Annotated in this window: 22 protein-coding genes; 10 read left to right on the forward strand and 12 right to left on the reverse strand. The window is 29.5% G+C overall.

Annotated features, from left to right (window positions below; genetic code table 11):
- Positions 1-20: 20 nt before the first annotated feature.
- Entirely contained in the window at positions 21-1,883 is a 1,863-nt protein-coding gene (dnaK, locus tag L8U00_RS00675; RefSeq protein ID WP_039628415.1) for a molecular chaperone DnaK, read from the forward strand.
- A gap of 31 nt (positions 1,884-1,914) precedes the next feature.
- Here dnaK and L8U00_RS00680 read toward each other — a convergent pair whose 3' ends face one another.
- The 3 genes from L8U00_RS00680 to L8U00_RS00690 are packed head-to-tail and all read right to left on the reverse strand — an operon-like array spanning position 1,915 to position 3,978.
- A complete protein-coding gene (locus tag L8U00_RS00680) occupies positions 1,915-2,568 on the reverse strand; it encodes a DNA/RNA non-specific endonuclease (RefSeq protein WP_261529693.1) in 654 nt (217 codons plus the stop codon).
- Entirely contained in the window at positions 2,565-3,008 is a 444-nt protein-coding gene (locus tag L8U00_RS00685) for a GatB/YqeY domain-containing protein (RefSeq protein ID WP_263708156.1), read from the reverse strand. The genes L8U00_RS00680 and L8U00_RS00685 overlap by 4 nt, the downstream gene beginning before the upstream one ends.
- A gap of 10 nt (positions 3,009-3,018) precedes the next feature.
- Positions 3,019-3,978 carry a Ppx/GppA family phosphatase gene (locus tag L8U00_RS00690; protein ID WP_263708157.1) on the reverse strand — a complete coding sequence of 320 codons (960 nt, stop codon included), beginning with the start codon at positions 3,976-3,978 and terminating at the stop codon, positions 3,019-3,021.
- A 55-nt stretch (positions 3,979-4,033) separates the two neighbouring features.
- Between L8U00_RS00690 and L8U00_RS00695 the strand changes: the two genes are divergently transcribed.
- From L8U00_RS00695 to L8U00_RS00705, 3 genes are read left to right on the forward strand one after another with little or no spacing between them, the layout of a single operon-like run.
- Complete coding sequence (locus L8U00_RS00695) at positions 4,034-4,801, forward strand: pyridoxine 5'-phosphate synthase (RefSeq protein ID WP_263708158.1); 768 nt, start codon at positions 4,034-4,036, stop codon at positions 4,799-4,801.
- Complete coding sequence (gene pdxA / locus L8U00_RS00700; protein WP_263708159.1) at positions 4,798-5,898, forward strand: 4-hydroxythreonine-4-phosphate dehydrogenase; 1,101 nt, start codon at positions 4,798-4,800, stop codon at positions 5,896-5,898. The genes L8U00_RS00695 and pdxA overlap by 4 nt, the downstream gene beginning before the upstream one ends.
- A 46-nt stretch (positions 5,899-5,944) precedes the next feature.
- Complete coding sequence (locus tag L8U00_RS00705) at positions 5,945-7,465, forward strand: inorganic phosphate transporter (protein ID WP_263708160.1); 1,521 nt, start codon at positions 5,945-5,947, stop codon at positions 7,463-7,465.
- Here L8U00_RS00705 and mnmH read toward each other — a convergent pair.
- The 7 genes from mnmH to L8U00_RS00740 are packed head-to-tail and all read right to left on the reverse strand — an operon-like array spanning position 7,460 to position 12,713.
- Positions 7,460-8,443, reverse strand: a complete 984-nt coding sequence (gene mnmH / locus L8U00_RS00710; RefSeq protein ID WP_263708161.1) for a tRNA 2-selenouridine(34) synthase MnmH — start codon at positions 8,441-8,443, stop codon at positions 7,460-7,462. The genes L8U00_RS00705 and mnmH overlap by 6 nt on opposite strands.
- Positions 8,436-8,924, reverse strand: coding sequence for an HIT family protein (locus L8U00_RS00715; protein ID WP_263708162.1), 489 nt, complete (start codon positions 8,922-8,924; stop codon positions 8,436-8,438). The genes mnmH and L8U00_RS00715 overlap by 8 nt, the downstream gene beginning before the upstream one ends.
- Complete coding sequence (locus L8U00_RS00720) at positions 8,924-9,526, reverse strand: indole-3-glycerol-phosphate synthase TrpC (RefSeq protein ID WP_263708163.1); 603 nt, start codon at positions 9,524-9,526, stop codon at positions 8,924-8,926. The genes L8U00_RS00715 and L8U00_RS00720 overlap by 1 nt, the downstream gene beginning before the upstream one ends.
- A complete protein-coding gene (locus L8U00_RS00725) occupies positions 9,511-10,746 on the reverse strand; it encodes a tetratricopeptide repeat protein (protein ID WP_263708164.1) in 1,236 nt (411 codons plus the stop codon). Before L8U00_RS00725 ends, L8U00_RS00720 begins: the two co-directional genes overlap by 16 nt.
- On the reverse strand, positions 10,722-11,093 hold the full coding sequence (locus tag L8U00_RS00730) for a YkgJ family cysteine cluster protein (RefSeq protein ID WP_263674548.1): 372 nt from the start codon (positions 11,091-11,093) through the stop codon (positions 10,722-10,724). Before L8U00_RS00730 ends, L8U00_RS00725 begins: the two co-directional genes overlap by 25 nt.
- Positions 11,083-11,775: a tRNA1(Val) (adenine(37)-N6)-methyltransferase gene (locus tag L8U00_RS00735; RefSeq protein ID WP_263708165.1), complete on the reverse strand. Its 693-nt coding sequence runs from the start codon at positions 11,773-11,775 to the stop codon at positions 11,083-11,085. The genes L8U00_RS00730 and L8U00_RS00735 overlap by 11 nt, the downstream gene beginning before the upstream one ends.
- Positions 11,769-12,713: an NAD(P)-binding domain-containing protein gene (locus L8U00_RS00740; protein WP_263708166.1), complete on the reverse strand. Its 945-nt coding sequence runs from the start codon at positions 12,711-12,713 to the stop codon at positions 11,769-11,771. The genes L8U00_RS00735 and L8U00_RS00740 overlap by 7 nt, the downstream gene beginning before the upstream one ends.
- A gap of 251 nt (positions 12,714-12,964) precedes the next feature.
- On the opposite strand from L8U00_RS00740, the gene L8U00_RS00745 reads away from it, so the two are divergent.
- From L8U00_RS00745 to L8U00_RS00755, 3 genes are read left to right on the forward strand one after another with little or no spacing between them, the layout of a single operon-like run.
- Positions 12,965-14,215, forward strand: a complete 1,251-nt coding sequence (locus tag L8U00_RS00745) for an MFS transporter (RefSeq protein WP_263663202.1) — start codon at positions 12,965-12,967, stop codon at positions 14,213-14,215.
- Positions 14,212-14,364 (forward strand): hypothetical protein, encoded by a 153-nt coding sequence (locus L8U00_RS00750; RefSeq protein ID WP_263708167.1) that lies wholly within the window; start codon positions 14,212-14,214, stop codon positions 14,362-14,364. The genes L8U00_RS00745 and L8U00_RS00750 overlap by 4 nt, the downstream gene beginning before the upstream one ends.
- A gap of 34 nt (positions 14,365-14,398) precedes the next feature.
- Positions 14,399-16,222: a CocE/NonD family hydrolase gene (locus tag L8U00_RS00755; protein WP_263708168.1), complete on the forward strand. Its 1,824-nt coding sequence runs from the start codon at positions 14,399-14,401 to the stop codon at positions 16,220-16,222.
- A gap of 30 nt (positions 16,223-16,252) precedes the next feature.
- Here L8U00_RS00755 and L8U00_RS00760 read toward each other — a convergent pair whose 3' ends face one another.
- Both L8U00_RS00760 and L8U00_RS00765 read right to left on the reverse strand, forming a co-directional pair.
- On the reverse strand, positions 16,253-19,765 hold the full coding sequence (locus L8U00_RS00760; RefSeq protein ID WP_263708169.1) for an acyl-[ACP]--phospholipid O-acyltransferase: 3,513 nt from the start codon (positions 19,763-19,765) through the stop codon (positions 16,253-16,255).
- 69 nt (positions 19,766-19,834) lie between these two features.
- Positions 19,835-20,443 carry an NAD(P)H-dependent oxidoreductase gene (locus L8U00_RS00765; protein WP_263708170.1) on the reverse strand — a complete coding sequence of 203 codons (609 nt, stop codon included), beginning with the start codon at positions 20,441-20,443 and terminating at the stop codon, positions 19,835-19,837.
- 127 nt (positions 20,444-20,570) lie between these two features.
- On the opposite strand from L8U00_RS00765, the gene L8U00_RS00770 reads away from it, so the two are divergent.
- The 3 genes from L8U00_RS00770 to L8U00_RS00780 are packed head-to-tail and all read left to right on the forward strand — an operon-like array spanning position 20,571 to position 24,974.
- Positions 20,571-21,704 (forward strand): efflux RND transporter periplasmic adaptor subunit, encoded by a 1,134-nt coding sequence (locus tag L8U00_RS00770; protein ID WP_263708171.1) that lies wholly within the window; start codon positions 20,571-20,573, stop codon positions 21,702-21,704.
- Positions 21,701-23,632 (forward strand): ABC transporter permease, encoded by a 1,932-nt coding sequence (locus tag L8U00_RS00775; RefSeq protein ID WP_263708172.1) that lies wholly within the window; start codon positions 21,701-21,703, stop codon positions 23,630-23,632. Before L8U00_RS00770 ends, L8U00_RS00775 begins: the two co-directional genes overlap by 4 nt.
- A gap of 1 nt (position 23,633) precedes the next feature.
- Positions 23,634-24,974: a TolC family protein gene (locus L8U00_RS00780; protein ID WP_263708173.1), complete on the forward strand. Its 1,341-nt coding sequence runs from the start codon at positions 23,634-23,636 to the stop codon at positions 24,972-24,974.
- Positions 24,975-25,038 lie beyond the last annotated feature (64 nt).

Below are 25,038 nucleotides of genomic sequence, written 5' to 3' on the forward strand. Positions count from 1 at the left end.
TTTAATAAAAAGGATAAAAAATGGCAAAAGTTATAGGTATAGATTTAGGTACAACAAATTCTTGTGTGAGTGTGTATGAAAGAGGTGAGAGTAAAGTTATCCCAAATAAAGAAGGTAAAAATACTACTCCTTCAGTAGTTGCTTTTACAGATAAAGGTGAAGTTTTAGTTGGAGATAGCGCTAAGCGTCAAGCAGTTACTAATCCTGAAAAAACTATTTATTCTATAAAAAGAATCATGGGTTTAATGATCAATGAAGAAGCAGCAAAAGAAGCTAAAAATCGCTTACCTTATCATATCACAGAAAGAAATGGAGCTTGTGCGATTGAAATAGCAGGTAAAATTTATACTCCACAAGAAATTTCAGCAAAAGTTTTAATGAAATTAAAAGAAGATGCAGAGGCTTTCTTGGGTGAAAAAGTAGAAGATGCGGTTATTACTGTTCCTGCGTATTTTAATGATGCGCAAAGAAAAGCTACAAAAGAAGCAGGACAAATTGCAGGATTGAATGTGTTAAGAATTATCAATGAACCAACTGCAGCAGCTTTGGCTTACGGACTTGATAAAAAAGAAAGTGAAAAAATTGTAGTTTATGATTTAGGTGGTGGTACATTTGATGTTACTGTACTTGAAACAGGTGATAATGTTGTAGAAGTTTTAGCAACTGGCGGTAATGCATTTTTAGGCGGTGATGATTTTGATAATAAATTAATCGACTTTTTAGCAAATGAGTTTAAAGATGAAACAGGTATTGATCTTAAAAACGATGTAATGGCTTTACAAAGATTAAAAGAAGCAGCTGAAAATGCTAAAAAAGAATTAAGTTCAGCTAATGAAACTAATATTAATTTACCATTTATCACAGCTGATGCAAGTGGTCCAAAACACTTAACTAAAACTCTAACAAGAGCTAAATTTGAAAGTATGATTGATGGCTTAGTTGCTGAAACTATTAGTAAGATTAACGAAGTAGTAAAAGATGCAGGGCTTGATAAAAGCGAAGTAAAAGAAATCGTTATGGTGGGTGGTTCTACTCGTGTTCCACTAGTACAAGAAGAAGTTAAAAAAGCCTTTGGAAAAGAGCTTAATAAATCAGTAAATCCTGATGAAGTTGTTGCAATTGGTGCGGCAATTCAAGGTGCGGTTATTAAAGGTGATGTTAAAGATGTATTATTGCTTGATGTTACTCCACTTTCTTTGGGTATTGAAACTTTAGGTGGGGTGATGACTAAAATCATCGAAAAAGGTACAACTATACCAACTAAAAAAGAGCAAGTTTTCTCAACTGCTGAAGATAATCAAAGCGCAGTTACTATCAATGTTTTACAAGGTGAGAGAGAATTTAGCCGTGATAATAAATCTTTGGGAAATTTCAATCTTGAAGGAATTCCACCAGCACCTCGCGGTATGCCACAAATTGAAGTAACTTTTGATATTGATGCAAATGGTATTTTAACAGTTAGTGCAAAAGATAAAGCTACAGGTAAAGCTCAAGAGATTAAAATCACAGGTTCAAGTGGACTAAGTGAAGAAGAGATCAATAACATGGTAAAAGATGCAGAGCTTCACAAAGAAGAAGATAGAAAACGCAAAGAAGCAGTAGAAGCTAGAAATGCTGCTGATAGCTTAGTGCATCAAGTAGAAAAATCTTTAAGTGAACTTGGAGATAAAGTAGGTGATGATGATAAAGCAAATATTCAAAAAGCTTTAGATGAGTTAAAAGAGACATTGAAAAATGCTAATGCTTCTAAAGAAGAAATCGAAAGCAAAATGAAAGCTTTAAGTGAAGTTTCTCATAAATTAGCAGAAAATATGTATAAAAAAGAAGAACCAAACGCTCAAAAGAAAAAAGACGATGATGTAATCGATGCTGAAGTTGAGTAAAAACTAAACTAGAAGCCTTGTTGCTTCTAGTTTAATCAATATATTTTTTACAATCTTCCTTAAAATAATTTCTATCAAATCTTGCAAAATTATCATTATTTGGCACTTTATAACATTCACTGAAATTTTTAGCCTTAAGAATTTTGATATAAAAACTAGGAATGGCTATGTTGTTTTTAATGCGTTTTGGCTTATCATCATAAAGTACTAAATTTAAGACTTCTAATTCTTTGTTTTTCTTTGCTAAATATCTTTCTCTTTGTTCGATTTCATTCCAAATTTCTGCATTAATATCTTTTTTTTGCGGAGTTATGTTGCTCATTAAAAAAGTACTAAGTTGAGCTTGTGGGGTTGCATTCATGGATTGATTTGGCACGACATGTCCTCTTGTATAACCACTTCTTAGATAATCCTCCCAATAAGTTCTATATTTTTTAGGTATATTTGTATCTTCTTGAAATCTTGGGCGTTTTTTGATGTGTCCTTGATTTAAAATTTTAGCTTCTAGTTTATAGGCAATAGCCTTAGTGCCTTTATAATTATAATCATAACAATTAATATAATAATATTTATCCATCAATAAAGAGCAGTCTTTAAAATAAGCTTTAAAGCTAGGATGCAATTCATATTGAGTATAAGCAAAAGAGCTTAAAGCTAAGGCGCAAAGTGTTAAAACTTTTTTCATGCTAAAAGCTTTCTTACCATTTCATTAAGTCTTTTACCATCAACGCTTGCGCCAAAAGCTGCTTTAGCTTCTTTCATCAAAATACCTTGTTCTTTTAAAGAGCTAATTTGTAATTTATCTATAAGTTTTTTTAGCTCACTTTCTAATTCCTCATCGTTAAGTTGTTTTGGTAAATAAGCACTTAAAATAGCTACTTCTTGGAGTTCTTTTTGTGCTAAATCTTCTCTAGATCCTTTAGAAAAAGCCAAAGCTGCTTCATTTCGTTTTTTAATCTCACTTGCAATGATTTTATATATTCTTTCATCATTAAGTGTGATTCTTTCATCAACTTCTATTTGTTTAAAGCTAGCATTAAGCGTTCTTAAAGTGTTTCTTTTAAAATCATCTTTATTCCGCATAGCTTCTTTAATATCTTCTAAAATTTGATCTTTTAAACTCATTTTTTCTCCTTTAAAATTTGATATTTTTAAAATGTGCTATACACACACCTTCTCTAACGCCATCATCAATTATAATGAGCTTTTGCTTATTAAATAAAGCAAAAAGTATCATTGAGCCTGCTATGAGGTATTTTTTTCTATTTTCTCCAAGATAAATTTTAGCTTTTTCTTGTTCTAAATTCCAAATTTTTAAAGCAAAATCAAAAAAATCTTTGCGTTTGAGTATTTTGCCATTTACATTTTCTTCTAGGTAATCTTTGTATTTTATGTTTTGTTTATAAGCACAAAGTGTGGTGGGTACTCCTGAATTTAATATGAAAAAATTTCCTTTTAATTTTATATCTTTACTAAGATTAAAAGCTTTTAGGGCAAGTTGTTTTAAATGCGCAGGGTAGGGGCTTAGATGAATTTTTAATTTTTCATCTTTAATACGTGCAAGATTTTGTGGATATTTTTTAAAAAATCTTACATAAGCACTTGGTTTTATGGCTTTAAAATGCATTCTTTCATAAAAACTAATAATTCCAAAATCATAACTTTTGCTAAACTTATCATTTGAAATTTCACAAGAAGCACCACCTAAATCACAATAGTTTAGGTCTTTTCTAAAAAGATTAAGAGCTTTAAGACGCTCTTGCATACCTAAAATACTTAGTTTTGCTTCGGTTTTTGCATCGATTAATTTTACATCAAGTTTAAATTCTTTTTGAATTTTTTCAAAAATAAGCTTAGTATTTTTTGCTTTTCTAAAAGCAGCTGTAGCGACTGCTTTGGCTTGACTTAAATCATAGTTTTTTTCTTTTAAGATTTTTAAAGCGTTAAAAATTCTTTCTATGGCTTCATCGCTAATGATATCATTTTGCATATTTTTAGCTGCCCCTATGATAAATTCTTCGCTTTTTAATTTATTAAAATTCTCATCCATTAAAACAGCTCTTAATGTATTTGAACCCATATCAATACCTAGCACTAGCTCTCCTTAAAAAATTTAAAGTATAATAGCAAAAAACTTATAAGGAAAACTTATGCTTTTAGGGGTTAATATCGATCATATAGCAGTTTTAAGAGAAGCTAGAAAAGTAAATGATCCTGATTTGCTTGAAGCTGCATTTTTGAGTGCAAATTTAGCTGATCAAATCACTATCCATGTAAGAGAAGATCGTCGCCATGCTAATGAGTTTGATTTAGAAAATATCTTAAAATATTGCAAATGTGTAGTGAATTTAGAATGCTCTATTGATATGATAGAATATGCTTTAAAATACAAACCCTCACGCGTTACTTTAGTGCCTGAAAAAAGACAAGAACTTACAACAGAAGGTGGTTTAAATTTAGACAATAAAAAATTACAAGAAGCCATTAATGCTTTAAAACAAGAGCAAATCGAAGTTTCTTTATTTATTGATCCAAATTTAGAAGATATCAAAAAATCATCTTCTTTAAATGCTGATTTTATAGAGCTTCATACAGGTTTGTATGCTAATATTTATAATGCACTATATACTAATATCAATCAAACTTCTTATGCATTGCCTGAATTAATTTTAAGCAAAAATGAACTCAAAAAGCTTTTAGAAAATGAACTCCAAAGATTAAGACAAAGTGCAAGTTTGGCTAAGAGTTTAAATTTAAGAGTAGCAGCTGGACATGGGCTTAATTATAAAAATGTAAAAAATATCGTAGATATTTTAGAAATAGAAGAGTTAAATATAGGCCAAAGTATAGTAGCAAGATCGGTTTTTGTGGGCTTAGAAAAAGCTATATTGCAAATGAAAGCTTTGATTAAAAGATGAAAAAAATTGCTATTAGCATAGGGGATTTAAATGGCATAGGTATGCAAATTTTATTAGCTTGTCATGATGAGCTAGTAAAAATTTGCGAGCCTTATTATTTTGTGCATTATGAATTATTTCAAAAAGCAAATAAACTTTTGAAAATAAATCCTAAATCTAAAATCAATTTAGTTGAAATTTCTAATGCTTCAAAACCACATTTTATCTTTAAAGAAGAAAAAGAAAATTTTTTAATTTATGAGTTTTCATATCAAGTTAGTAAAATTATTGATTTTGATTTTGAGTTAAATCCTGCGAATTTAGACGCTAAAAGTGGGGTTTATTCTTTTTTAAGTTTTGAAGGAGCTAGTTATTGCACGCATTTGTTTTTAGATGCTTTGGTTACTTTACCGATTAATAAAAAGACTTGGCAAATGGGGGGAGTGAGTTATAAAGGTCATACTGAGGCACTAAGAGATTTTTTCAAACAAGATGCTATTATGATGTTAGGGTGTGATGAGCTTTTTGTGGCTTTATATACTGAGCATATGGCTTTAAGAGATGTTTATAAAGAGATTAAGGCTTTCAAACTTGCGCAATTTTTAATTAATTTTTATCAATGCACTTTATTTGAGAAAATTGGAGTTTTAAGTTTTAATCCTCATGCAAGTGATAATGGTGTAATAGGTGGAGAAGAAGAGAGGGGAATAAAAAAAGCTATAAGAATGGCAAATGTATTTTTAAAAGATTACGCGTTGAATTTACAAAATTTAGAAAATGAAGATTTTTTAAGTCAAAAAGAAAAAGAACTTTCTTGTAAGGAAAATATTTATTTAAGTGAGCCTTTGGTGGCTGATAGCGCTTTTACCCCTTTTGCGTTAAGTAAATGCAAGTATTTAGTGAGTATGTATCATGATGTAGGCTTAGCGCCTTTAAAGGCTTTGTATTTTGAAAAAAGTATTAATGTGAGTTTAAATTTACCTATAATTCGCACTAGTGTTGATCATGGTACAGCTTATGATAGGGCTTATAAAAATGAAAAAATAAACTTACAAAGTTATATGCAAGCAGTGAAATCTGCTTTGCAATTTTTAAAGATCAAAGAAAAAACTAAGTAAAAGTTACTAAAATTAATTCATTAAAATAAATTCTTAAGGAGAATGCTTGAGTAAAGATAATGCTATTGCATTTTTTATTTTTATTGTGACTGTTTTATGCTTTTTTGTTTGGGGATATAATTATATTCCTAATAATTCCATGATATTATTTATCCTTGCTAGTGTATTTGGTATTTTTATGGCCTTTAATGTTGGTGGTAATGATGTAGCAAATTCATTTGGTACTAGTGTGGGTGCTAAAACAGTTACCATAAAACAAGCTTTGATTATTGCAGCGGTGTTTGAATTAAGCGGGGCTGTGTTTGCAGGAGGAGAAGTAACAAATACCATAAGAAGTGGTATAGTGGTTTTACCTGATGGAATTAATCCTATGGTGTTTGTATGTGTAATGCTCTCAGCTTTGTTAAGTTCAGGAATTTGGCTTTTTGTAGCGACTAAAAAAGGACTTCCAGTTTCTACTACTCATAGTATTATAGGAGGTATTGTAGGTTCAAGTATTGCTATGGGCTTTGTATTTTTTGATCAAGATCAAGCATTATCTATGGTAAATTGGAATGGTATTTATAAAATAGCTATGAGTTGGGTTATTTCACCTTTGCTTGGTGGGCTTGTGGCGTATTTAATTTATGCTTATATTTATAAAAAAATCCTAAAGCCATCAGAAGAAATAACTCTTGTGGTAAAAGAAATTAAAAAAGAAAAAAAAGCATTTAAAGAAGAATATTTTAAAAATTTAAAAAACAAAAGCCAAGAAGAGCAAATCAAAGAACTTAGTGCTATTGTTTTAGATGATGATGAAAAAAGAAGTGAATATAAGTTAAAAATCAAAGAGTTAAAAGAAAAAGAAAAAAACATAGATGTTTTCTCAAGAATGAAATTTCACGTTCCTTTAATAGCAGGTGTAGGTGCATTAACTATTGCTTCTATGTTTTTATTTAAGGGTTTAAATAATGTTTCTACTTTAGATGTAATGCAAAATTTATGGATAGTATCGATTATTTCTATTTTTGCCTATATTGTTACTTTAGCAGTTGTGAGATTGATGAAAAAAACACAGGTTAATAAAACCATAGAAAAGATTTTTTCGTGGTTTCAAATTTTTACTGCTTCAAGTTTTGCTTTTTCACATGGAGCTAATGATATAGCTAATGCTCTTGGACCATTTGCTGCTATTTTAGATGTACTTAAAAATAACACCATTAATCCTAGCTCGCCAGTACCTTTTGCTGTAATGCTTATGTTTGGTATAGCTTTGGTTATTGGACTTTGGTTTTTGGGTAAAGAAGTTATTCAAACTGTGGGTTCAAAACTTGCTGAAATTAAACCAACAACAGGCTTTAGTGCTGAACTTGGCGCAAGTATTGTTATACTTTTAGCTACCCAACTTGGAATTCCAGTTAGCTCAACCCATATTTTAATCGGTGCTATTTTAGGTATAGGGGTATTTAATAAAGATGCTAAATGGGCTATGATGAAACCTATTGGTTTAGCATGGGTGATTACCTTACCAGTTGCTGGAATTCTTTCAAGTATTATTTTTATTATCTTTGTAAATACAATCTTATGAGTTTAAACTCATAAGATGTTTTTTAGCTTCATCTAAATTAGAACTATTGATAAAATAATCAATTTTTGAAGGTTTTTTATATACTTTATCATAATATTCAAAAAGCATTTTTACACAAAGTTCTAAATTATTTTCTTCATAATTTTGACAAAGTCTTAATTTAAAATCCTTGCTGATATAAGGTGATATTTTTTCAACACATTGATAAAATACTTTTTTATCCATTGGAGTGTAGTTTTTTAAAACTCTTTGAACACGTAAATTCATATCACACTCACACCAAATTTTCTTAGCTTTTTGCATGCTATTGTATAAATTTAGTGGGATAGTTAAATTTCCAATTTGTCTGCTTTCAGCTTCTATAAAACAAGTTTTATAAGTATAATCTTTTAAAAAATAAAACAATTCATCTTCAAAGGCTTTTTGGCTTGGTTGTTCTCCATAAATTTTACCAAAACTTGATCCTTGGTGATTGGCTAGTTTTTCTAAATCTAAAGCATTGTCTAAAGTTTGGATTAAATCACTTTTGCCACTTGCTGTATTACCACAAAGGCATAAAAACTCAATATTTAAATCTTTTCTAAAAAACTCACTCACATAACTTCTATAAGCTTTATATCCACCTTCTAATCTTGCAACTCTATAACCAAGTTCAGCTAAGATTAAAGCAATAGCTTTTGATCTTTTACCACCTCTTGCGCAATAAATTCCCACCAAAGAGCCTATTTTATAATTTTGATAAATTTTATTAATATGCTCACTCATATTTTTACAAATATAACTTGCGCCTTTTGCTTTAGCTAAGCCTTTGTTTTTCTTATAAAGTGTGCCTATTTCTTCAAATTCATTATCATTGAGTGCGTAGTAATTTTGCGCGGATTTTATATGAGCAAGTTTGTATTCTTTAGGGCTTCTTGCGTCAATTAAAAGATTAAAATTAAATTTTAAAAAATTTTCAAAATCAACTTCTTTATACATAGTCTTTAAAAGCTTTACATAAGGTGGTATAAACTTTTTTCAAATCGCTCCCGCAAACTCTAGTTTGTCCTATGGTGGTGATAAAATTTGTATCGCCTTGCCATCTTGGGATTAAATGATAATGACAATGTGGTGCTATGCCAGCTCCTGCTGCGCTGCCTAAATTCATACCTATATTAACACCCTTAGCGTGAAAGTTTTCTTTTAAAATTTTAACTCCAATACGCACAAAATGGCTAATTTCTAGCCATGTATCATCACTTAAATCTTCTATATTTTCTAAATGCTCATAAGGGATAATCATAAAATGACCTGGACTATAAGGGTACTTATTCATAATGCCAAAACATTCTTTAGCTCTAAAAATTACCCCAAGTTTTTCATCTTCATTAAGTTCATACTTGCAATGACAAAAAGGGCAAAAATTTTTATCTTTATTGTTAAAATAAACATCCCTCCAAGGTGCGTATAAATACTCCATCAACTCTCCTTTATGCAAGCATGTAGATTTTTAATATTTTTACTTATAAGAGCTTTATTTTTTGGTATCAAAGATAATAGCTTTTCATCTTCTAATAAAAAAATTCTAGCTCCAGCTAAAATAGCATTATTAAGATCACTTTTGCTTTCAAGGTAAAAAATGGCCTCTAAGCCAAGATGTATTGCAAAATTATAAAGTTTTTTTAGTTGCATAGTTTTTAGCATTTTAGGAAATACAATAAATGCATCAGCCCCATATATTAAGCTTTCTAAAATTTGATATTCATCAAAAATAAAATCAAATTGTACAATAGGTTTTTCATGATAGCGTCTAAAAAGACTTAAATTTTGTATGTCTTGATTAAGCAAAGGGCTTGTTGGTAAGATGATGGCATCAAAATTTTCATGATCAAAATTTAAATCTTTAGAATATAAAAAATGTGAAAGTTTTCCTTCAAGTAAAAGTGTGTAAATATCTTTAGGATAAAAGGCATTAGAAGCTAGACTTCTGCCTAACATATCATAAGGAAAAATTTCTTTTTTACTTTCAAGAATTTTTTGTGTTTTTGAAAAATGATTTTTTAAATCTATTGTTTTAAACATTTTTCGATGGCCTTTAAATGCTCTTTGCTTTCATCTGAGCTTGAAAATTCTTTATCATGCAGTGTTTTTTGCAAAATTTCATAAGCCTTTTTGCAATCTTTAAGTTTATAATACCCCCAAGCCAAAGAATCAAGATAGTAAAGATTTTGTGGTTCTTGTTCAAGCGCCCAGCCTACTAGCTCTATACCTTTGGCTATATCAATATCATATTCAATCAAGGCATAGCCATAGTAGTTTTGATATAAAGCATCACTGCGCACATCTACGCTTTGTTCAAATTTTTTCATGATAGAAGCTAGAATTTTTGGATCCGTGACTTTTTTACTTTTAGGATCCATATGAATTTCAAATTCTAAAACACCTGCCATAGAAAGATATTTTTTATCTTTACTAAGTTCATAATGTTTTAAAGCTATTTCATAGGCTTTTTTATAATCTTTTGTTTGTGTATATAAGAAAATTTTAGTATCGGGATCAATGTTGTATTTTTGGGTTAAATTTAGAGCCTGAGTATAATTTTTTTCTTGTGCTAGTAATTCTATCATAGCGTAGATGTATTTAATATCATTGTTGAGTTTATATAGCTTTTCAAGGGTTTGGATACTTGCTTTGTGATCTTTTTGCTCTTGATAAATTTTTAAAAGTAGGGTGCATGTTTTAAGGGTGCATTGTGAACTTTTTACAAATTCTTCTAAGGCCTTTTTAGCTTGGTTGATATTTTTATTTTTGATATTAATTTCAACTATTTTAAGTAATAAATTTTCATGCTCAAAAAGCTTATAAGCAAGATTGTATTGCTCTAAAGCTTTAGTATATAAAGCTTTTTTGGCAAAAATATCGCCTAGTATTTCATAATTTCTATAATCTTGTTCTTCTTTAATGAGTTTATAAAGTATAGCTTCAGCTTGTTTATAATCTCCTATTTCAAAAAAATATAAAGCATTTAATCTTGCAATAGTTGTGTGTTCTAAAAAGTCTTTAGAAGCTTTTAAAAGCTCATCTTTTTGTTTTAAATTAGCACTTAAGGCTAAAAGTAAAGCCTTTTGCAAATATATACTTTCATTATTTTCATGAAATAAATTTGTATAAATATCACATGCTTTTTGAAATTGCCCATGCTCTTCATAAATAAGTGCTTGTAGGATTTTATCTTCACCTTTAGCTAAAGCAAGGCTTGTTAGGATAAAAACGATAATTAGTGAAAGCAAACCCCTATACATTCTTTTTTTAACTCCTCTTTGTGTGTTTTAAAATACTCCCAAAATGGAAAAGTTCTACATTGTTTTGGTCTATGCTTGTAAATTAAACATTTTTTATACATTGTATCAAAAAAAATACAACGGTAGCCATTTTCATACTTTGCTTCTTTAAAGCTATATTTAAATCCAACTTTGATGAGGTATTGTTCTTTAAAGGCTTCAAAGTTTAAATTTAAAAAACTAGCAATAGCTTCTAGTTCTTCTTTGCTAGCATAGATATACCCACTTTCTCCAGTGCAACACTTCCCACCACATTTTTCACAAGCACTTTCATCAAAAGAATAATCAAAACCTTTTTCACACATCATAGCTTATAGTTCCTGTATTTTTATAAATTTCACTAATTTTTGGATTTAAAACATCATTTTCATACATAAAAAGTGTAGGCATTATAGCGCATGGACTTTTGCTATTTTTTTTAATATGCATTAAAACAAGTCTTGCGTTAGTTTGTGCATTAGTATGAACACATTGAAGTGAAACTAGTTTTAATTTAAAATGTTTTAAATAAGCACAAATTTCATCTAAAAAACTTGCCTCATAACACATAAAAAAACTACCATTTGGCTTGATTAAAGTATTTATTTTAGTAAGCATCTTCTCAAGTGGCATAAATTCTTGATATCTTGATATACATAAATGCAAATCTTGGCTTTTTTGTGTATTTTTTTTATAAAATGGAGGATTAGATATTAAAAAATCAAATTTTATATCACTTTTATAGTTTAAAAAGTCTTCACAAATGCCTTGAATTTCAAGTTTATTTTCTTTGGCATTTTTATAGCTTAGTTTGATATTTTGCTCTTGGATATCTAGTAGATAAACTTTTGAATTTGGAAATCTTTGCTTTATTAAAAGTCCTAAAATTCCACAACCACATCCTATATCAAGGATATTTCCTTTTAAATTATATTTAGATAAAAAGTCAAAAAGCAAAAGGCTATCATTATTATAGCGATAGCCTTTTGAGTATTGAAAGAGTTTTAGCATTTATAAAGATGATCGCAGATTTTAAATGAATCATTTAAACCCACTACAATAGAAGCTCCGTTTTTACTCGCTATATCGCCTGCTACGAATAATCCTTTTACATTGCTTTCTTTATTTTCATCAAAGCTTGGCACACCTTTTTCATCAACTTCTATAGAGCATTTTTGTAAGAAATCAAGTGGAGTTGAACCACCAATAGCATAAATGATACGATCATAAATTTCATTTGTGTCATTAGTAAAATTTACTTTAGCTTTACCGCTTTCATCTTCAATGCTAGTTATATCTATGCCAAGTTTTGCTTTTACACTGCCTTGTTCAAAAGCTTTTTGAATATCTTCTAGATTAATATCGTTTAATCTTGAGAAAGTTTCTCTTCTATAGCAAAGCGTCACATCATTATTTTTAGCTAAATCTATAGCGTATTCTGCTGCTGAATTTCCACCACCTACAACTAAGATTTTTTCACCTTGGCTTGCTGAATTTGCATTAAAATTAATGATTTTTGTTAAAGTTATAGGTAAAGTATAGCTTGGTTTATTTGGTTTACCCATTCTACCTATGGCAATAACTGCATTTTTGCAAATATAATTTTCATTTGCGGTGCTAACGATGAAATTTTCTCCATCTTTTTTAACACTTTCAACTTCACTAGAAAGCTTTACTTCAAGATTATACTCTTTGATAGCATTTTGGAAAGTTTCTATCGTACTTTCTCTAGTTCCATCTTCAAAATTTATATGCCCGTGATTTGTGCTATCACAACCTTTATAAGCTTTATCTACTCTTTTGCCTTCTTTGTAAAATTTTACTAAGGTTTGACAAATCGCATCAGCTTTTTCTAAAACAATAACTTCTTTATTTTTTATTTTAGCTTCTACTCCCGCTGCAATACCTGCAGGGCCAGCACCAATAACTACCATATCAAAAATTTTCATTATTTCCCTTTTTTAGTATTTTAATGTGTAAATGTATCAAAAAAATGATAATGAAATATAAAAATTTATAGATAATTTTAATTTTTTGTAGAGTTTTTGTTTTTATTGCAACTCATTTAATTAAAAAAATTTTTTAAAAATTATCTTAAGTGTGTAAAAAAATATATCAATTTAAAATTTTTATGCAAAATTATCTATATTTAGATTAAAAAATAAAAAAATCATATATAGTATAAAAAAGGAGGTTTTTAATGTATGAAAATAAAGAACAAAGTTTAAAAAATAATTTTTTTACATTATTGTTATTATCTTTTTGTGGATCTATTATTTATGGTTTGCCTTATTTTAGAAAATATTATTATGATGATTATATGAGTCTTTATCATTTAAATAATTTTGAAATGGGCCTTTTGGGTAGTGCTTATGGCTTACTTGGTTTGTTTTCTTATGCCTTAGGAGGATATTTAGCAGATCGTTTTGCGCCAAAAAAATTATTGATTTTTTCTTTAATTGCTACAGGACTTGGTGGTTTGTTGCATTTATATTTTACTTCTTTAAATGCACTTTTGATTATTTATGGAATTTGGGGGATTACTTCATTATTAACTTTTTGGCCTTCTTTGATGAAAATAGTAAGAAGTTTGGCAAATTCTAAAGAGCAAGCAAAAGCTTATGGAATTTTTGAAGGTGGTAGAGGTGTTGTTGGTGCTGCACATTTGGCTATAGCTACAAGTATTTTTGGATATTTTCAAACAAAAGCTTTAGCCGCACAAGGTATAGAAATGGTTATTATTTTTTATTCTATAGCTCCTATTGCAAGCGCTGTTTTATTATTTTTTCTTTTAAAAGATGAGGTTAATGAACAAAGCGAGAAGATTAAAATCAAAGATTTAGTTTTTCTTTTGAAAAATTCTGCTCTTTGGCTTGTGGTTGCTATTACTTTTTGTACCTATTTTTTTAATATGAGCTTTTATTATTTTACTCCTTATGCAAGTAATGTGATAGGAGCTTCTGCTGTTTTTGCAGCTATTTTAACAGTATTAGCTCAATACATTCGTCCTGTTTCTTCTGTGGTAGGTGGGTTTATAGCAGATGGATATGGAAAGGCTAAAATAATGATGATAGGCTTTATTTTAATGGGAATTGGTGTTATTTTTTTAATGCTTAGTTCAAAATTAAATGGATTTTTGCAAATGAGCGTTTTAACTTCTGCTTGTGTGGTAATTTATGTAGCTATGTATTCTAATTTTGGAATTTATTATTCTTTACTTAGTGAGGGAAAAATTCCTATTCATTTGGCAGGTATGGCCATAGGTATTGTATCTACTTTTGGATATTTACCTGAGGTTTTTGCACCTTTGCTTGCTGGAGATTTATTGGATAGATATCCAGGTGTAAAAGGTTTTCATATATATTTTACTATTATGATAGCTATGGCTATTTTGGGTGTAATGTTTTGTTTGATTTGGATTAAAAAATACAATAAAAAGGAGATGAAATGAAGGAAATTGTTTTTAACTTTAAAAACAAGGTTAGAGTAATAGAAAATGAATGGATAGTTTTAAAAGATGGCACTAAGCTTTCATCACGAATTTGGCTTCCTCAGGTTAAAGAAAAAGTTCCTGCTATATTTAGAATACATTCCTTATAGAAAAAATGATGGAACAAGGGGCAGAGATGAGCCTATGCACGGATATTTTAGTGGTAATGGCTATGCGGTTGTTAGGGTTGATATTAGAGGAAGTGGGGAATCTGATGGTTTATTAGAAGATGAATATTTAAAACAAGAACAAGATGATGCCTTAGAAGTCATTGAGTGGATTGCAAAGCAAGAATGGTGTGATGGGAATATTGGTATGATGGGTAAATCTTGGGGTGGCTTTAATTCTTTACAAGTTGCAGCAAGAAGACCTAAAAATTTAAAAGCAATTATAGTAGTAGGTTTTACTGATGATAGGTTTAATGAGGATATTCATTATAAAGGTGGATGTTTACTTAATGATAATTTTTGGTGGGGTAATATTATGCTTGCATATCAATCGCGCTTTGTTGATCCAAAAATTGATTCAAATGGTAGAAATAAATGGCTCAATAGGCTTGAGAATATGCCTTTATGGCCCGCATTGTGGCTTGAGCATACTTTAAAAGATGATTATTGGAAGCATGGATCTGTTGGAGAAAATTATGATGATATACAAGTTCCTGTTTTTGCATTAGATGGGTGGGCTGATTCTTATACTAATCCTGTTTTTACTCTAATGAATGCTTTGAAAGTTCCAAAAAAAGCTATTGTTGGTCCTTGGGCTCATGTTTATCCTCATGATGGATCTCCTTTGCCTGCAATGGGTTTTTTGCAAGAAGCACTTAAATGGTGGGATAAATGGCTTAAAAATGAAGAAAACGATGTGCTTGAAGCTCCTATGATACAAGCATATATTGAAAATAGCTCTAAGCCAAATTCAAAAACAGAGAAAGTAGAAGGTCGTTTTGTTGCTTTAAATGATTTTAAAAATGATATTAGCTATAAAAAATACTATTTAAATCCGTATAAACTAACATGCAAAAAATCAAGTGAATTTATCAAAATTAACACTCCATTAAATCATGGGCTTTTATCCGGAGAGTGGATGGGGGCTGGTGTTTTAGGAGAAAGTCCTAGTGATCAAAGGTTGGATGATGGGATGGCAGTTGTTTTTGAAAGTGATTTTTTAGAACAAGATTTAGATATTTTGGGTTTTCCGGTTTTAAATGTAAAAATTGCAAGTGATCAAGGAAAAGCTATGCTCTTTGCTCAGCTTAGTGAAGTTAGAGCTGATGGTTTTGTAAAAAGAGTAAGTTATGGAGTGATCAATCTTGCATTAAGTGATGATAAAGAGCAATTTATACCTTTAAAAAAAGATGAATTTATCCAAAAGCAAATCAAACTTGATGCTTGTGGATATAGATTTGGCAAGGGTTCTAAGATAAGATTATCATTAGCAAATTCTTTTTGGCCTATGTTTTGGCCTATGCCAAAAATTTCAACCTTGACTTTGGATTTAAATGAGTGTGAATTTAATTTGCCATGTTTTAATGGACAAAATAGTAATAAAATCAATATGCAAGCACAAAGTGCTCCTTTAACTCCAATAACACTTTTAGAAGAAGGTAGGGTAGATAGAAGCATTTCTTATGATATTTTAAACGATACTTGGACTTGTATTACAGATGGTGTTGGCGGAGTTTTTGGAGAAGGTGTTTATAGGTTTGATGAGGTTGATGTTTTAGTAAAGCATAATTTAAAAAGAGAATTAAAACTTCAAAATGAAAACCCATTAAGCGCGCAATATACCATTACTCAAACAATGCAAATAGGACGTGAGGGTTGTATGATGGAGGCTGATATAATCTTAACACAAACTAGTGATTTGGAGTATTTTTATATTAAGGGAAAAATAGCAGTCAAAGAAAACGATAAACTTGTTTTTGATAAAAAATATGATTATAAAACTAAAAGAAATAGTTTGTAAAATTTCCCAAAGTAAAATTTACTTTGGGGATTAATTTTCTTGCAAGATTTTAGCTAAATCTTTAGCACCTTTTAAATCCACTTTGCCAGAACCTAAAAGTGGAATTTGTTCTACTTTAAAATATCTACTTGGTTTAAAAATAGCAGGCATAGTAGAGTTTTTAATCGCTTCACAAATTCCTTCAAAATCTTGCTCTTGACATTCTACTAATAAGCATACCATTTCACCTTTTTTATTATCATCTAGTGCCACTGCGCAAAATTTTACTATATCTGTATTGATAAATTTAGCAATTTCTTCTTCTAAAGCTCCTAAAGATATCATCTCACCACCAATTTTTGCAAAACGAGAATAACGATCTACTATATATAAAAAGCCATCCTCATCTACATGACCTTTATCGCCGGTATTATACCAGCGTATGCCATCGATTTCTTTGATAACTTCACCGGTTTTTTCTTTATTGTTTAAATAACCTACCATAACCTGATGGCCACCAATGAGTATTAATCCATCTTCTCCATGATTTAAACTTTCATAAGTAGATGGATCTACTATGCGTATAGCACTTCCTGGTAAAGGCATACCTACACTACCTTCTTTATTTGCACGGTGTAAAATCCAATAATCAGGATCAAATTTATTCGGTAAATTTACACTTGCAACCGGAGTGGTTTCAGTAGCTCCATAACCTTCAAAAATAGGTTTTTTAAATTTCATTTCAAAGGCGCTTCTTACTTCACTTTTGAGTTTTTCAGCACCTGAGACGATAATCCTTAAGCTTTCAAACATAATCGCATCAAGTTTTTTATTTCTTGCATAAATACCTAGAAAAGTTGAAGTAACACACATAATGCTAACATTATTTTTTACTATAGCTTTTGCTACACCTAGTGCATCTGTTGGATCAGCATGTGTTATGCTTTTAATCCCTTCTAATAAAGGCATAAAAGTAGTTACAGTTAATCCAAAAGCATGAAAAGGTGGCAAAGAAGATAAGACAACATCTTCATTTTTTGCACATAATACATCTGAAATTTGAGCTATATTGCTTAAAATATTACGATTATTTAGCATTACTCCTTTTGGTGTTCCCTCGCTACCACTACTAAATAATATAGCAGCTATGGCAAGGTTTTGTTTATTAGGTGCAAATAATGCTTTTATTAAACAAGTAGGTAAGATACTTACCAAAGCAAGCATAGAAAAGATTTTGAGTTTTTGTTTTTTAAAGCTTGCGATAATATCTTCCATAAAAATGATTCTAACATGCTCTTCAAATTCTAGTTTTATACCTTTATTTTCTAATTTTTCCATAAATTTTCTAGAAGTATAAATTTGTTGAATTTGAGAGCTTTGAATGGCTTGATTAATTGCTTTTACACCTGCTGTGAAGTTTAAATTTACTACGATTTTATTTGCAAGCAATACAGCTAGATTGCAAAGAGAACTAGCCATAGAAGCAGGGAGTAAAATTCCCACACATTCTTCTTTTGGAGCATAGCTTCCTTGGGTAGGTTGTATATTTAGCTCATGCGATATATTTTTTATGAAAGAGCTAAAAACTAAACTTAAAGCAAGCATTTTTCTATAGGTAATACCACCTATTAAAGGATCAACAATAGCTATTTGACTTAAATTTCTTTTAGCGCTATCTATCCAAGCTCTGGCTATAGTATGCATACTTTCACATTGAGATTTCCAAGCAATAAAAGAAAGTTCAAAAACTTTTGCTTTAACCACTTCTTTTTTAGTGTGTATTGGCAAGCTTTTTCCAAAAGCAATAGCGATTTTTCTTTTGCTTATTTTGCGGTTTCTTGCTGAAAATTCTTCATCACTTCTTGAAAAAGCACTTCCCCAAAGTCCTCTAATATAAAAAGGCAAAATCACCCCATCTTGTTCTTCTAATTTTGAGCAAACTAACTCAAATCCGCCTTTAAATTCATTAAGTTGTCCATGACGTGAAAGTACTCCTTCTGGGAAAAGACAAACTAAATTTCCATTTTTAATATGCATAGCAATAAGCTCTAAGCTTGATTTACTAGAAGCACTTGAAACAGGAATAACTCCAAATTTATCAAGAAAAATTCTAATATACCACTTAGAATAAATGCTTTTTTCCATAACAAAATAAATTTTTCTTGGTATAGCCATTTGCACAATAGCCCAATCTATAAAAGATATATGATTGCCAAGTAATAACGCTCCACTTTTTTCAGGAATATTCTCAAAACCTTCTACCAATAAACGGTAGCGTTGAAAAAACGCTATACTCATTAATAAACGCACTAAAGAAAAAGGTAATTTACCTAGTACATAAATGCTTCCAAAAAATGCTACAGCGATGATAAAATAAAACAAATTTATCACTTCAATTTTAGCATAAGCAGCAAAAGTAGCTAGTGCTAAAAAGCCTAACATAAAAATATTTTGTATGAAATTATTTCCTGCTAAGACTTTTCCTAATTCATTTTCTTTTGCATGAAATTGTATGAGAGAATTTAAAGGTATGATAAAAAATGCCCCGCTTAAACCAAAAATAAAAAACACTACACTATAACTTAGTAAGTTTTCTAAAAATGGCATTAAAATGCTCATTAGAAAAATCCCTAAAGCGCCTAGTGGTATAAGGCCTAATTCGATGTAATTTTTAGAAAACTTACCACTAATAAGCGATCCTATAATTACTCCTATACCGGAAAAAGCTAAAGAGCATTGTACATAAAAGGTATTTTCTATAAAAAGATCATTTTTTGCATATACAGGAAAACTCACTAAATAAAGTTGTGATATGGCCCAAAAAAGTGAAATTCCTACAATACAAAGCCAAATGATTTTATGAGAAAATATTGTTTTTAAATTAGAGGCTAAAAGCTTTCCTTGGAAATATTGTTTTTTATCAAAGCTTAAATTTTTATCTTCTTCTTTTAAGCTAGGAAGCTTATAAGCTAAAAAAAGTTCTAATAAAGCAAAAGCTATTAATACAAAACCCAAAGGTGCAATTTGTGTTAAAATATCTGAAGGAGTGTTAAAATTTGGCTCAAAAAGCATTTCAAAGCTTAGAGAAAATACTGCCATACCGGCTAAAATAGCCACAATGCTTACTGCATTGACAGCTCCATTTCCCATAGCTAAAAGCTCTTTTCCTACTAATTCTTTTATAAAGCCATATTTTGCAGGAGAGTATAAGGCAGATTGTACTCCCATGATAAAAGTCATTACAAAAGCAAGCCAAAATGCTCCAAGATAATAACACAAACAAATAATACAAGTTAATATTACCGAAAATAATGCAGATATTTTCATGATTTTATTTTTAGGAAATTTATCTGCTAAAAATCCAGAAGGCGAAAGCATAAGAATAAAAGGCAAAAGCATCAAAGCATTAACAATAGCAGTTAAAAAAAGTTGGGTGCTATCTTCATAAAATTTATAAATGGTATTTTGTATAATGATTTTGTGTCCTAAATCCACAAAAGCATTAATAAAAGCCACTGCTAAAAATGGCAATACGCCAAAAATCTTTAAGAAATTTCCTTGCATTTAAAACTCCATTTTATTTTAAAAATATTATTTTATTATATAAAATTTAAATGGAGTTTTGATATTTGATTAATCTTTAAATTCTACCACTTCATTAAATGCAAAACGAGCTTTTTCTACGCTAGTATTTTCTTGGGTATGTCCTAAAGTAATGAGCATGGATACTCTTTGCTTGGTAGTGTCTAAATTTAAATATTGATTGATTTTATCTTTATCAAAGCCACCGATAATGCATGAGCCTAAATTTAAACTATAAGCAGCATTGATAATATTTGCAATAGCAAGATAGCTTTGTTCTTTAGCATAAATAAAACTTTGTTCTAAATCCATTGCGTCTAAAAATGGCTTATAAGTTTGCAAGCGTTTGTTTAATTCTTCTTGGCTTAAACCTCTCTTTTTTAGTTTTTCTTCAAAATAATCTTTAAAATCAGCCCTTGAGATTACAACTATAATAGCAGCGCAATTTGCTACATGGCTTTGATTATTAGCTATTTTAGCAATTTCTTTTTTATGTTCATCTTTTTGAAAAACTAAGAATTTCCAAGGTTCAAGTCCTAAGGAGCTAGGAGATAATCTAGCGCATTCTAAGATATATTCTAAATTCTCTTTAGAAATTTTTTCTTGAGTATAAGCTCTAATAGAAGATCGATTTTGCATTAAATTTAAATAATCTTGCATTATTTTTCCTTTTTTTGATTTATCTTATATCTTATAAGCTTTAAAATTGTTAAAATTATATTTTATTGTTACAATTTTATTTTTGCTTCATACAAATGTTTTATTATATGATTTTTAAAGGATTAAAATGAAAAAAATAATTTATTTAAGCATATTTTTGATTATACTCATTATAGGGGTGTATTTTTTCTTTTTTGCAAATAAGGAAGAATATAATTATCTAACTTATGAGGTTAAAAAACAAGACATCACTCAAAGTATAGAAGCAATTGGCGAAGTTTATGCAAAAACCCAAGTTGATGTTGGTGCACAAGTTAGTGGGCAAATTACTAAACTTTATGTAAAATTAGGTGATCATGTTAATGAGGGTGATTTAATCACACAAATTGATAAAGATAAGCAACAAAATGATTTAGATATTACCAAAGCTCAGCTTGAAAGTGCAAAGGCAAATTTAGAAAGTAAAAAAATCGCTCTTGATATAGCTACTAAACAATACCAAAGAGAGCAAAAGCTTTATACTAAAAAGGCTACTTCCTTAGAAAATCTTGAAAATCTTAAAAATACTTTTTATGCCCTAAGGGCAAATGTGGCTGATTTAAAAGCTCAAACTACTCAACTTGAAATTTCTTTAAAAAATGCTCAAAAAGATTTAGCTTATACTACTATAACCGCACCTAGTAAGGGTGAGATTATTAATGTAGCAGTTGAAGAAGGACAAACTGTAAATGCAAACCAAAATACACCAAGTATAGTGCGTTTGGCTGATTTAAGTGAAATGGAAATTCGTATGCAAATAGCTGAAGCTGATATTAATAAAATCAGTGTTGGAAAAAAAGTTAAATTTAGCATTTTAAATGAACCTGATAAAAAATACGAAGCAACTATTTCAAGCATAGATCCAGCAAATACTACCATAAGCGATGCAACAAGTAATACAAATTTAAACTCAAACTCAAGTACTGGCACTAGCGCTGTGTATTATTATGCAAGGGTTTTTGTAAAAAATGATAATAATTTTTTACGCATAGGTATGAGCACAGAAAATGAAATTGCCATTAAAACAGAAAATAATACCTTAGTTATACCAACTTTAGCTATAAAAAGCGATGCAAGTGGTTATTATGTAGAAATTTTAAAAGCTAATAATATAAGTGTAAAAACACCTGTTAAATTAGGTATCAAAGATAGTTTAAATACTCAAATTTTAGATGGTATTAATGAGGGTGATTTAATTATCATAGGTAAAAATAAAAAATGATATGTTTAGAAAATATACAAAAAAAGATTAATAATACAACTATTTTAGAAAATATTAATCTTTATATTCAAAAAGGGGAATTTGTAGCCATTATAGGACAATCAGGAAGTGGTAAAACCTCTCTTTTAAATATTATAGGCACACTTGATGAGCCAAGTAGTGGAAAATACTTTTTAGATGCATATGAAGTTACAAATTTAAGTAAAGATGAAAAAGCAAGAATTAGACGCGAAAAAATTGGTTTTATTTTCCAAAGATATAATTTGCTTAGTCTTTTAAATGCTAAAGATAATGTAGCCTTACCTGCTGTTTATGCAGGTAAAAACAAACATGAAAGATCGCAAAAGGCTAAAGAATTACTTTCTTTTTTAGAGCTTGATCATAAAGAACTTTCAAAGCCAAATGAACTAAGTGGTGGGCAACAGCAAAGAGTTTCCATAGCAAGAGCTTTGATGAATGGTGGTGAGCTTATTTTAGCAGATGAGCCAACGGGTGCGCTTGATTCTAAAAGCGGTAAGATAGTTTTAGAAATTTTAAATAAACTAAACGATCAAGGACACACTGTAGTTTTAGTCACTCATGATAGAGAAATAGCTGCTAGAGCAAAAAGAGTTATAGAAATTAAAGATGGTAAGATTATAAGCGATAATGGTGCAAAAAAAGCAGACGAAATAAAAGCTAAGTTAATACCAAAAGAGAAAAAAAGCTTTAATTTGCTTAAAAATCAGCTTTTTGAAAGTTTAAAAATGTCCATAACTTCCATTGTAGCACACAAGCTACGCTCTTTGCTTACTATGCTTGGTATTATCATAGGTATAGCTTCAGTAGTTTGCGTGGTTGCTTTAGGACTTGGAGCCCAACAAAATATACTTGCTTCTATTAGCTCTATTGGGACTAATACCATAGAAGTTGTTTCAGGGCGTGGCTTGGGGGATATTCGATCGGGTAGAACAAGGCTTAATTTAAGTGATTTAAAAACCTTAAGTTCTTTGCCTTATTTAGAAGCAGTAGAAGCAGATGTGGGTAAAATAGGGGTAGTAACTTATAAGAATAATTCTTTACAAGCTAGAATTTATGGAGTAGGACCAAATCATCTAAGACTTAGAGGTTTTGTGATGGTGGATGGTAGGTTTATTAATAATGAGGATATAAAAGATAATACTAATATTTGCATTATAGATGAAAATGCTTTGAGAATTTTATTTGATAATATCAGTGCTAAAGATGTTTTAGGTAAAAGTGTGATTTTTAACAAACAGCCTTTAACCATAGTTGGTGTTTTAAAAAAAGAAAGAGATAATAAAGGCTTTAGAGCTGATGAAAATACCATTAAAATTTATACTCCTTATTCTACTTTGATGAATAAAATCACAGGAGATAAGCAAATAAGAGCTATAGTAACTAAGGTAAAAGATGAGGTAAATCCTGCTTTAGCTGAAGAGGCTATGGTAAAAATTTTAGAGATTAAACGCGGAAAAAAAGATTTTTTCACTATAAATTCTGATGCAATTAAAAATGCTATTGAGGAAAATACTGCTACTTTGACTTTACTTATTTCTTCTATTGCGGTGGTATCTTTGATAGTAGGTGGTATTGGTGTGATGAATATCATGCTTGTTTCAGTAAGTGAACGTACAAGGGAAATTGGAGTTAGAATGGCTATTGGAGCTAGAAAAGAAGATATTTTAATGCAGTTTTTAATTGAAGCTGTGTTGATTTGTTCCTTAGGGGCTATTTTTGGAGTAATGCTTTCTTTTATTATCATTGAAGTATTTAATTCTTTAAATTTTGGTTTTACGATGATACTTTCATTAAATTCAGTATTTTTAGGGCTTTTAAGTTCGGTTTTAATCGGAGTGGTTTTTGGATTTTTCCCAGCAAAAAATGCAGCAAATTTAAATCCTATTAGTGCTTTATCAAAGGAATGAGATGAGAATATTTTTATTATTTTTTATAGCCTTTTTTTTAAATGCTTGCGTAGGAGTAAAATTAGAACAAGTATTCCAAGATCAAATAAAAAAAGAATATTTTGAAGATTTTAATGCAAGCAAGGCTTGGTGGGAAAAATATAATAATCAAGATTTAAATAATATCTTAAAAGCTATTATTGACAATAACAAAGATCTAAATGTAGCAAGAGTTAATTTTTTAAGCACTTTAGCTAGATATAAGCTTTTAAATTTAGATCTTTATCCTACTTTGAGTGGAAATTTAGGTGCAAACATAAGAAAAAATTTAAACAATGGCGCAGAAATACATAATTTCTCAAATGGCATTGTGTTAAATTATGAGCTTGATATATATGGCAAAATTTCAGATCAAGTTGCTAGTTCTGAATTTTTAGCAAAAGCAAGCGAATATGAGTTACGCTCTTTAGAGCTTGATACGATTAATTTGGCAATTAATAGTATTTTTGAATTGATTTATTTTAATGATGTAGATCACTTGCTAAACAATCATTTAAAAAATCTTGAGCAAATGCTAGAAATTTATACTACTAAATTTGATTATGGTAAGGTTGAATATATTGATCTTTTAAATATTAAAAAGTCTTTATTAAACACTAAACAAAACATCATTACAAATTTGCAAAATAAAGACTTAACACTTAAAAATATAAAAGATTTACTAGGTAAAGATGATGGATTTTTGATTAATAAAATGCTAAATTATACACTTGAAGATTTTTCATTGCAAAAAATTAATTTTGATATAGAGTTAAAAATGCTTGCTTATAGACCACAAGTTCAAGCAAAACTAAATCAACTTATGGCTTCTTATAAGGATTATGCAAGTGTGCAAAAAAGTATTTTGCCTAGTATAAAAATATTGGGAAATTTAGATGGGAGTGATAAAAATTTTGATGAGAGTTTTAAATTTTTAATCTTAGGAGGTAATGTTGTTATTGACTTACCATTTTTGGACTTTTATAGAGTAAGACAAAATGTAAAAATTTCTGAATTTGCATACCAAGCACGCTTATATGAGTATAAAGATGCATTACAAAGAGCTATTCATGAGTTTAAACTTTGTTATGAAAATGATAAATACTATAATGATTTGTTAAATTTAGTAAAAGATATCAATGCCAATCAAGCAAAAATTACACAATTATATTTTGAAAAATATGAATTAGGGCGTAATGAGCTAAAAGATTATCTTGATGCGGATGCTTTGCTTATTAATTCACTTCAAGAGCTTAGTAGAGCGAAACTGTCTTTACTTAAAAATATTAATTTGTATCATAATATAGTATTGATTTCAGAGTAAAATAGACTTAAAAATGTTTCATTTTGTAATATCTTAGTAAAGAGTAGTGTTTATTTGCGTTGTT

The sequence above is a fragment of the Campylobacter sp. IFREMER_LSEM_CL2256 genome (assembly GCF_025771645.1).
Taxonomy (GTDB): domain Bacteria; phylum Campylobacterota; class Campylobacteria; order Campylobacterales; family Campylobacteraceae; genus Campylobacter_D.

Bases quoted from the DNA above. Each gene is read 5' to 3' on its own strand.
- L8U00_RS00730 (WP_263674548.1), bottom strand. From the start codon at position 11,093: ATGATGTGTGAAAAAGGTTTTGATTATTCTTTTGATGAAAGTGCTTGT.
- L8U00_RS00745 (WP_263663202.1), top strand. From the start codon at position 12,965: ATGTATGAAAATAAAGAACAAAGTTTAAAAAATAATTTTTTTACATTA.
- L8U00_RS00685 (WP_263708156.1), bottom strand. From the start codon at position 3,008: ATGAGTTTAAAAGATCAAATTTTAGAAGATATTAAAGAAGCTATGCGG.
- L8U00_RS00680 (WP_261529693.1), bottom strand. From the start codon at position 2,568: ATGAAAAAAGTTTTAACACTTTGCGCCTTAGCTTTAAGCTCTTTTGCT.
- mnmH (WP_263708161.1), bottom strand. From the start codon at position 8,443: ATGTATAAAGAAGTTGATTTTGAAAATTTTTTAAAATTTAATTTTAAT.
- L8U00_RS00780 (WP_263708173.1), top strand. From the start codon at position 23,634: ATGAGAATATTTTTATTATTTTTTATAGCCTTTTTTTTAAATGCTTGC.
- L8U00_RS00740 (WP_263708166.1), bottom strand. From the start codon at position 12,713: ATGAAAATTTTTGATATGGTAGTTATTGGTGCTGGCCCTGCAGGTATT.
- L8U00_RS00760 (WP_263708169.1), bottom strand. From the start codon at position 19,765: ATGCAAGGAAATTTCTTAAAGATTTTTGGCGTATTGCCATTTTTAGCA.
- dnaK (WP_039628415.1), top strand. From the start codon at position 21: ATGGCAAAAGTTATAGGTATAGATTTAGGTACAACAAATTCTTGTGTG.
- L8U00_RS00775 (WP_263708172.1), top strand. From the start codon at position 21,701: ATGATATGTTTAGAAAATATACAAAAAAAGATTAATAATACAACTATT.
- L8U00_RS00715 (WP_263708162.1), bottom strand. From the start codon at position 8,924: ATGGAGTATTTATACGCACCTTGGAGGGATGTTTATTTTAACAATAAA.
- L8U00_RS00765 (WP_263708170.1), bottom strand. From the start codon at position 20,443: ATGCAAGATTATTTAAATTTAATGCAAAATCGATCTTCTATTAGAGCT.
- L8U00_RS00750 (WP_263708167.1), top strand. From the start codon at position 14,212: ATGAAGGAAATTGTTTTTAACTTTAAAAACAAGGTTAGAGTAATAGAA.
- L8U00_RS00725 (WP_263708164.1), bottom strand. From the start codon at position 10,746: ATGTATAGGGGTTTGCTTTCACTAATTATCGTTTTTATCCTAACAAGC.
- L8U00_RS00735 (WP_263708165.1), bottom strand. From the start codon at position 11,775: ATGCTAAAACTCTTTCAATACTCAAAAGGCTATCGCTATAATAATGAT.
- L8U00_RS00720 (WP_263708163.1), bottom strand. From the start codon at position 9,526: ATGTTTAAAACAATAGATTTAAAAAATCATTTTTCAAAAACACAAAAA.
- pdxA (WP_263708159.1), top strand. From the start codon at position 4,798: ATGAAAAAAATTGCTATTAGCATAGGGGATTTAAATGGCATAGGTATG.
- L8U00_RS00755 (WP_263708168.1), top strand. From the start codon at position 14,399: ATGCACGGATATTTTAGTGGTAATGGCTATGCGGTTGTTAGGGTTGAT.
- L8U00_RS00695 (WP_263708158.1), top strand. From the start codon at position 4,034: ATGCTTTTAGGGGTTAATATCGATCATATAGCAGTTTTAAGAGAAGCT.
- L8U00_RS00770 (WP_263708171.1), top strand. From the start codon at position 20,571: ATGAAAAAAATAATTTATTTAAGCATATTTTTGATTATACTCATTATA.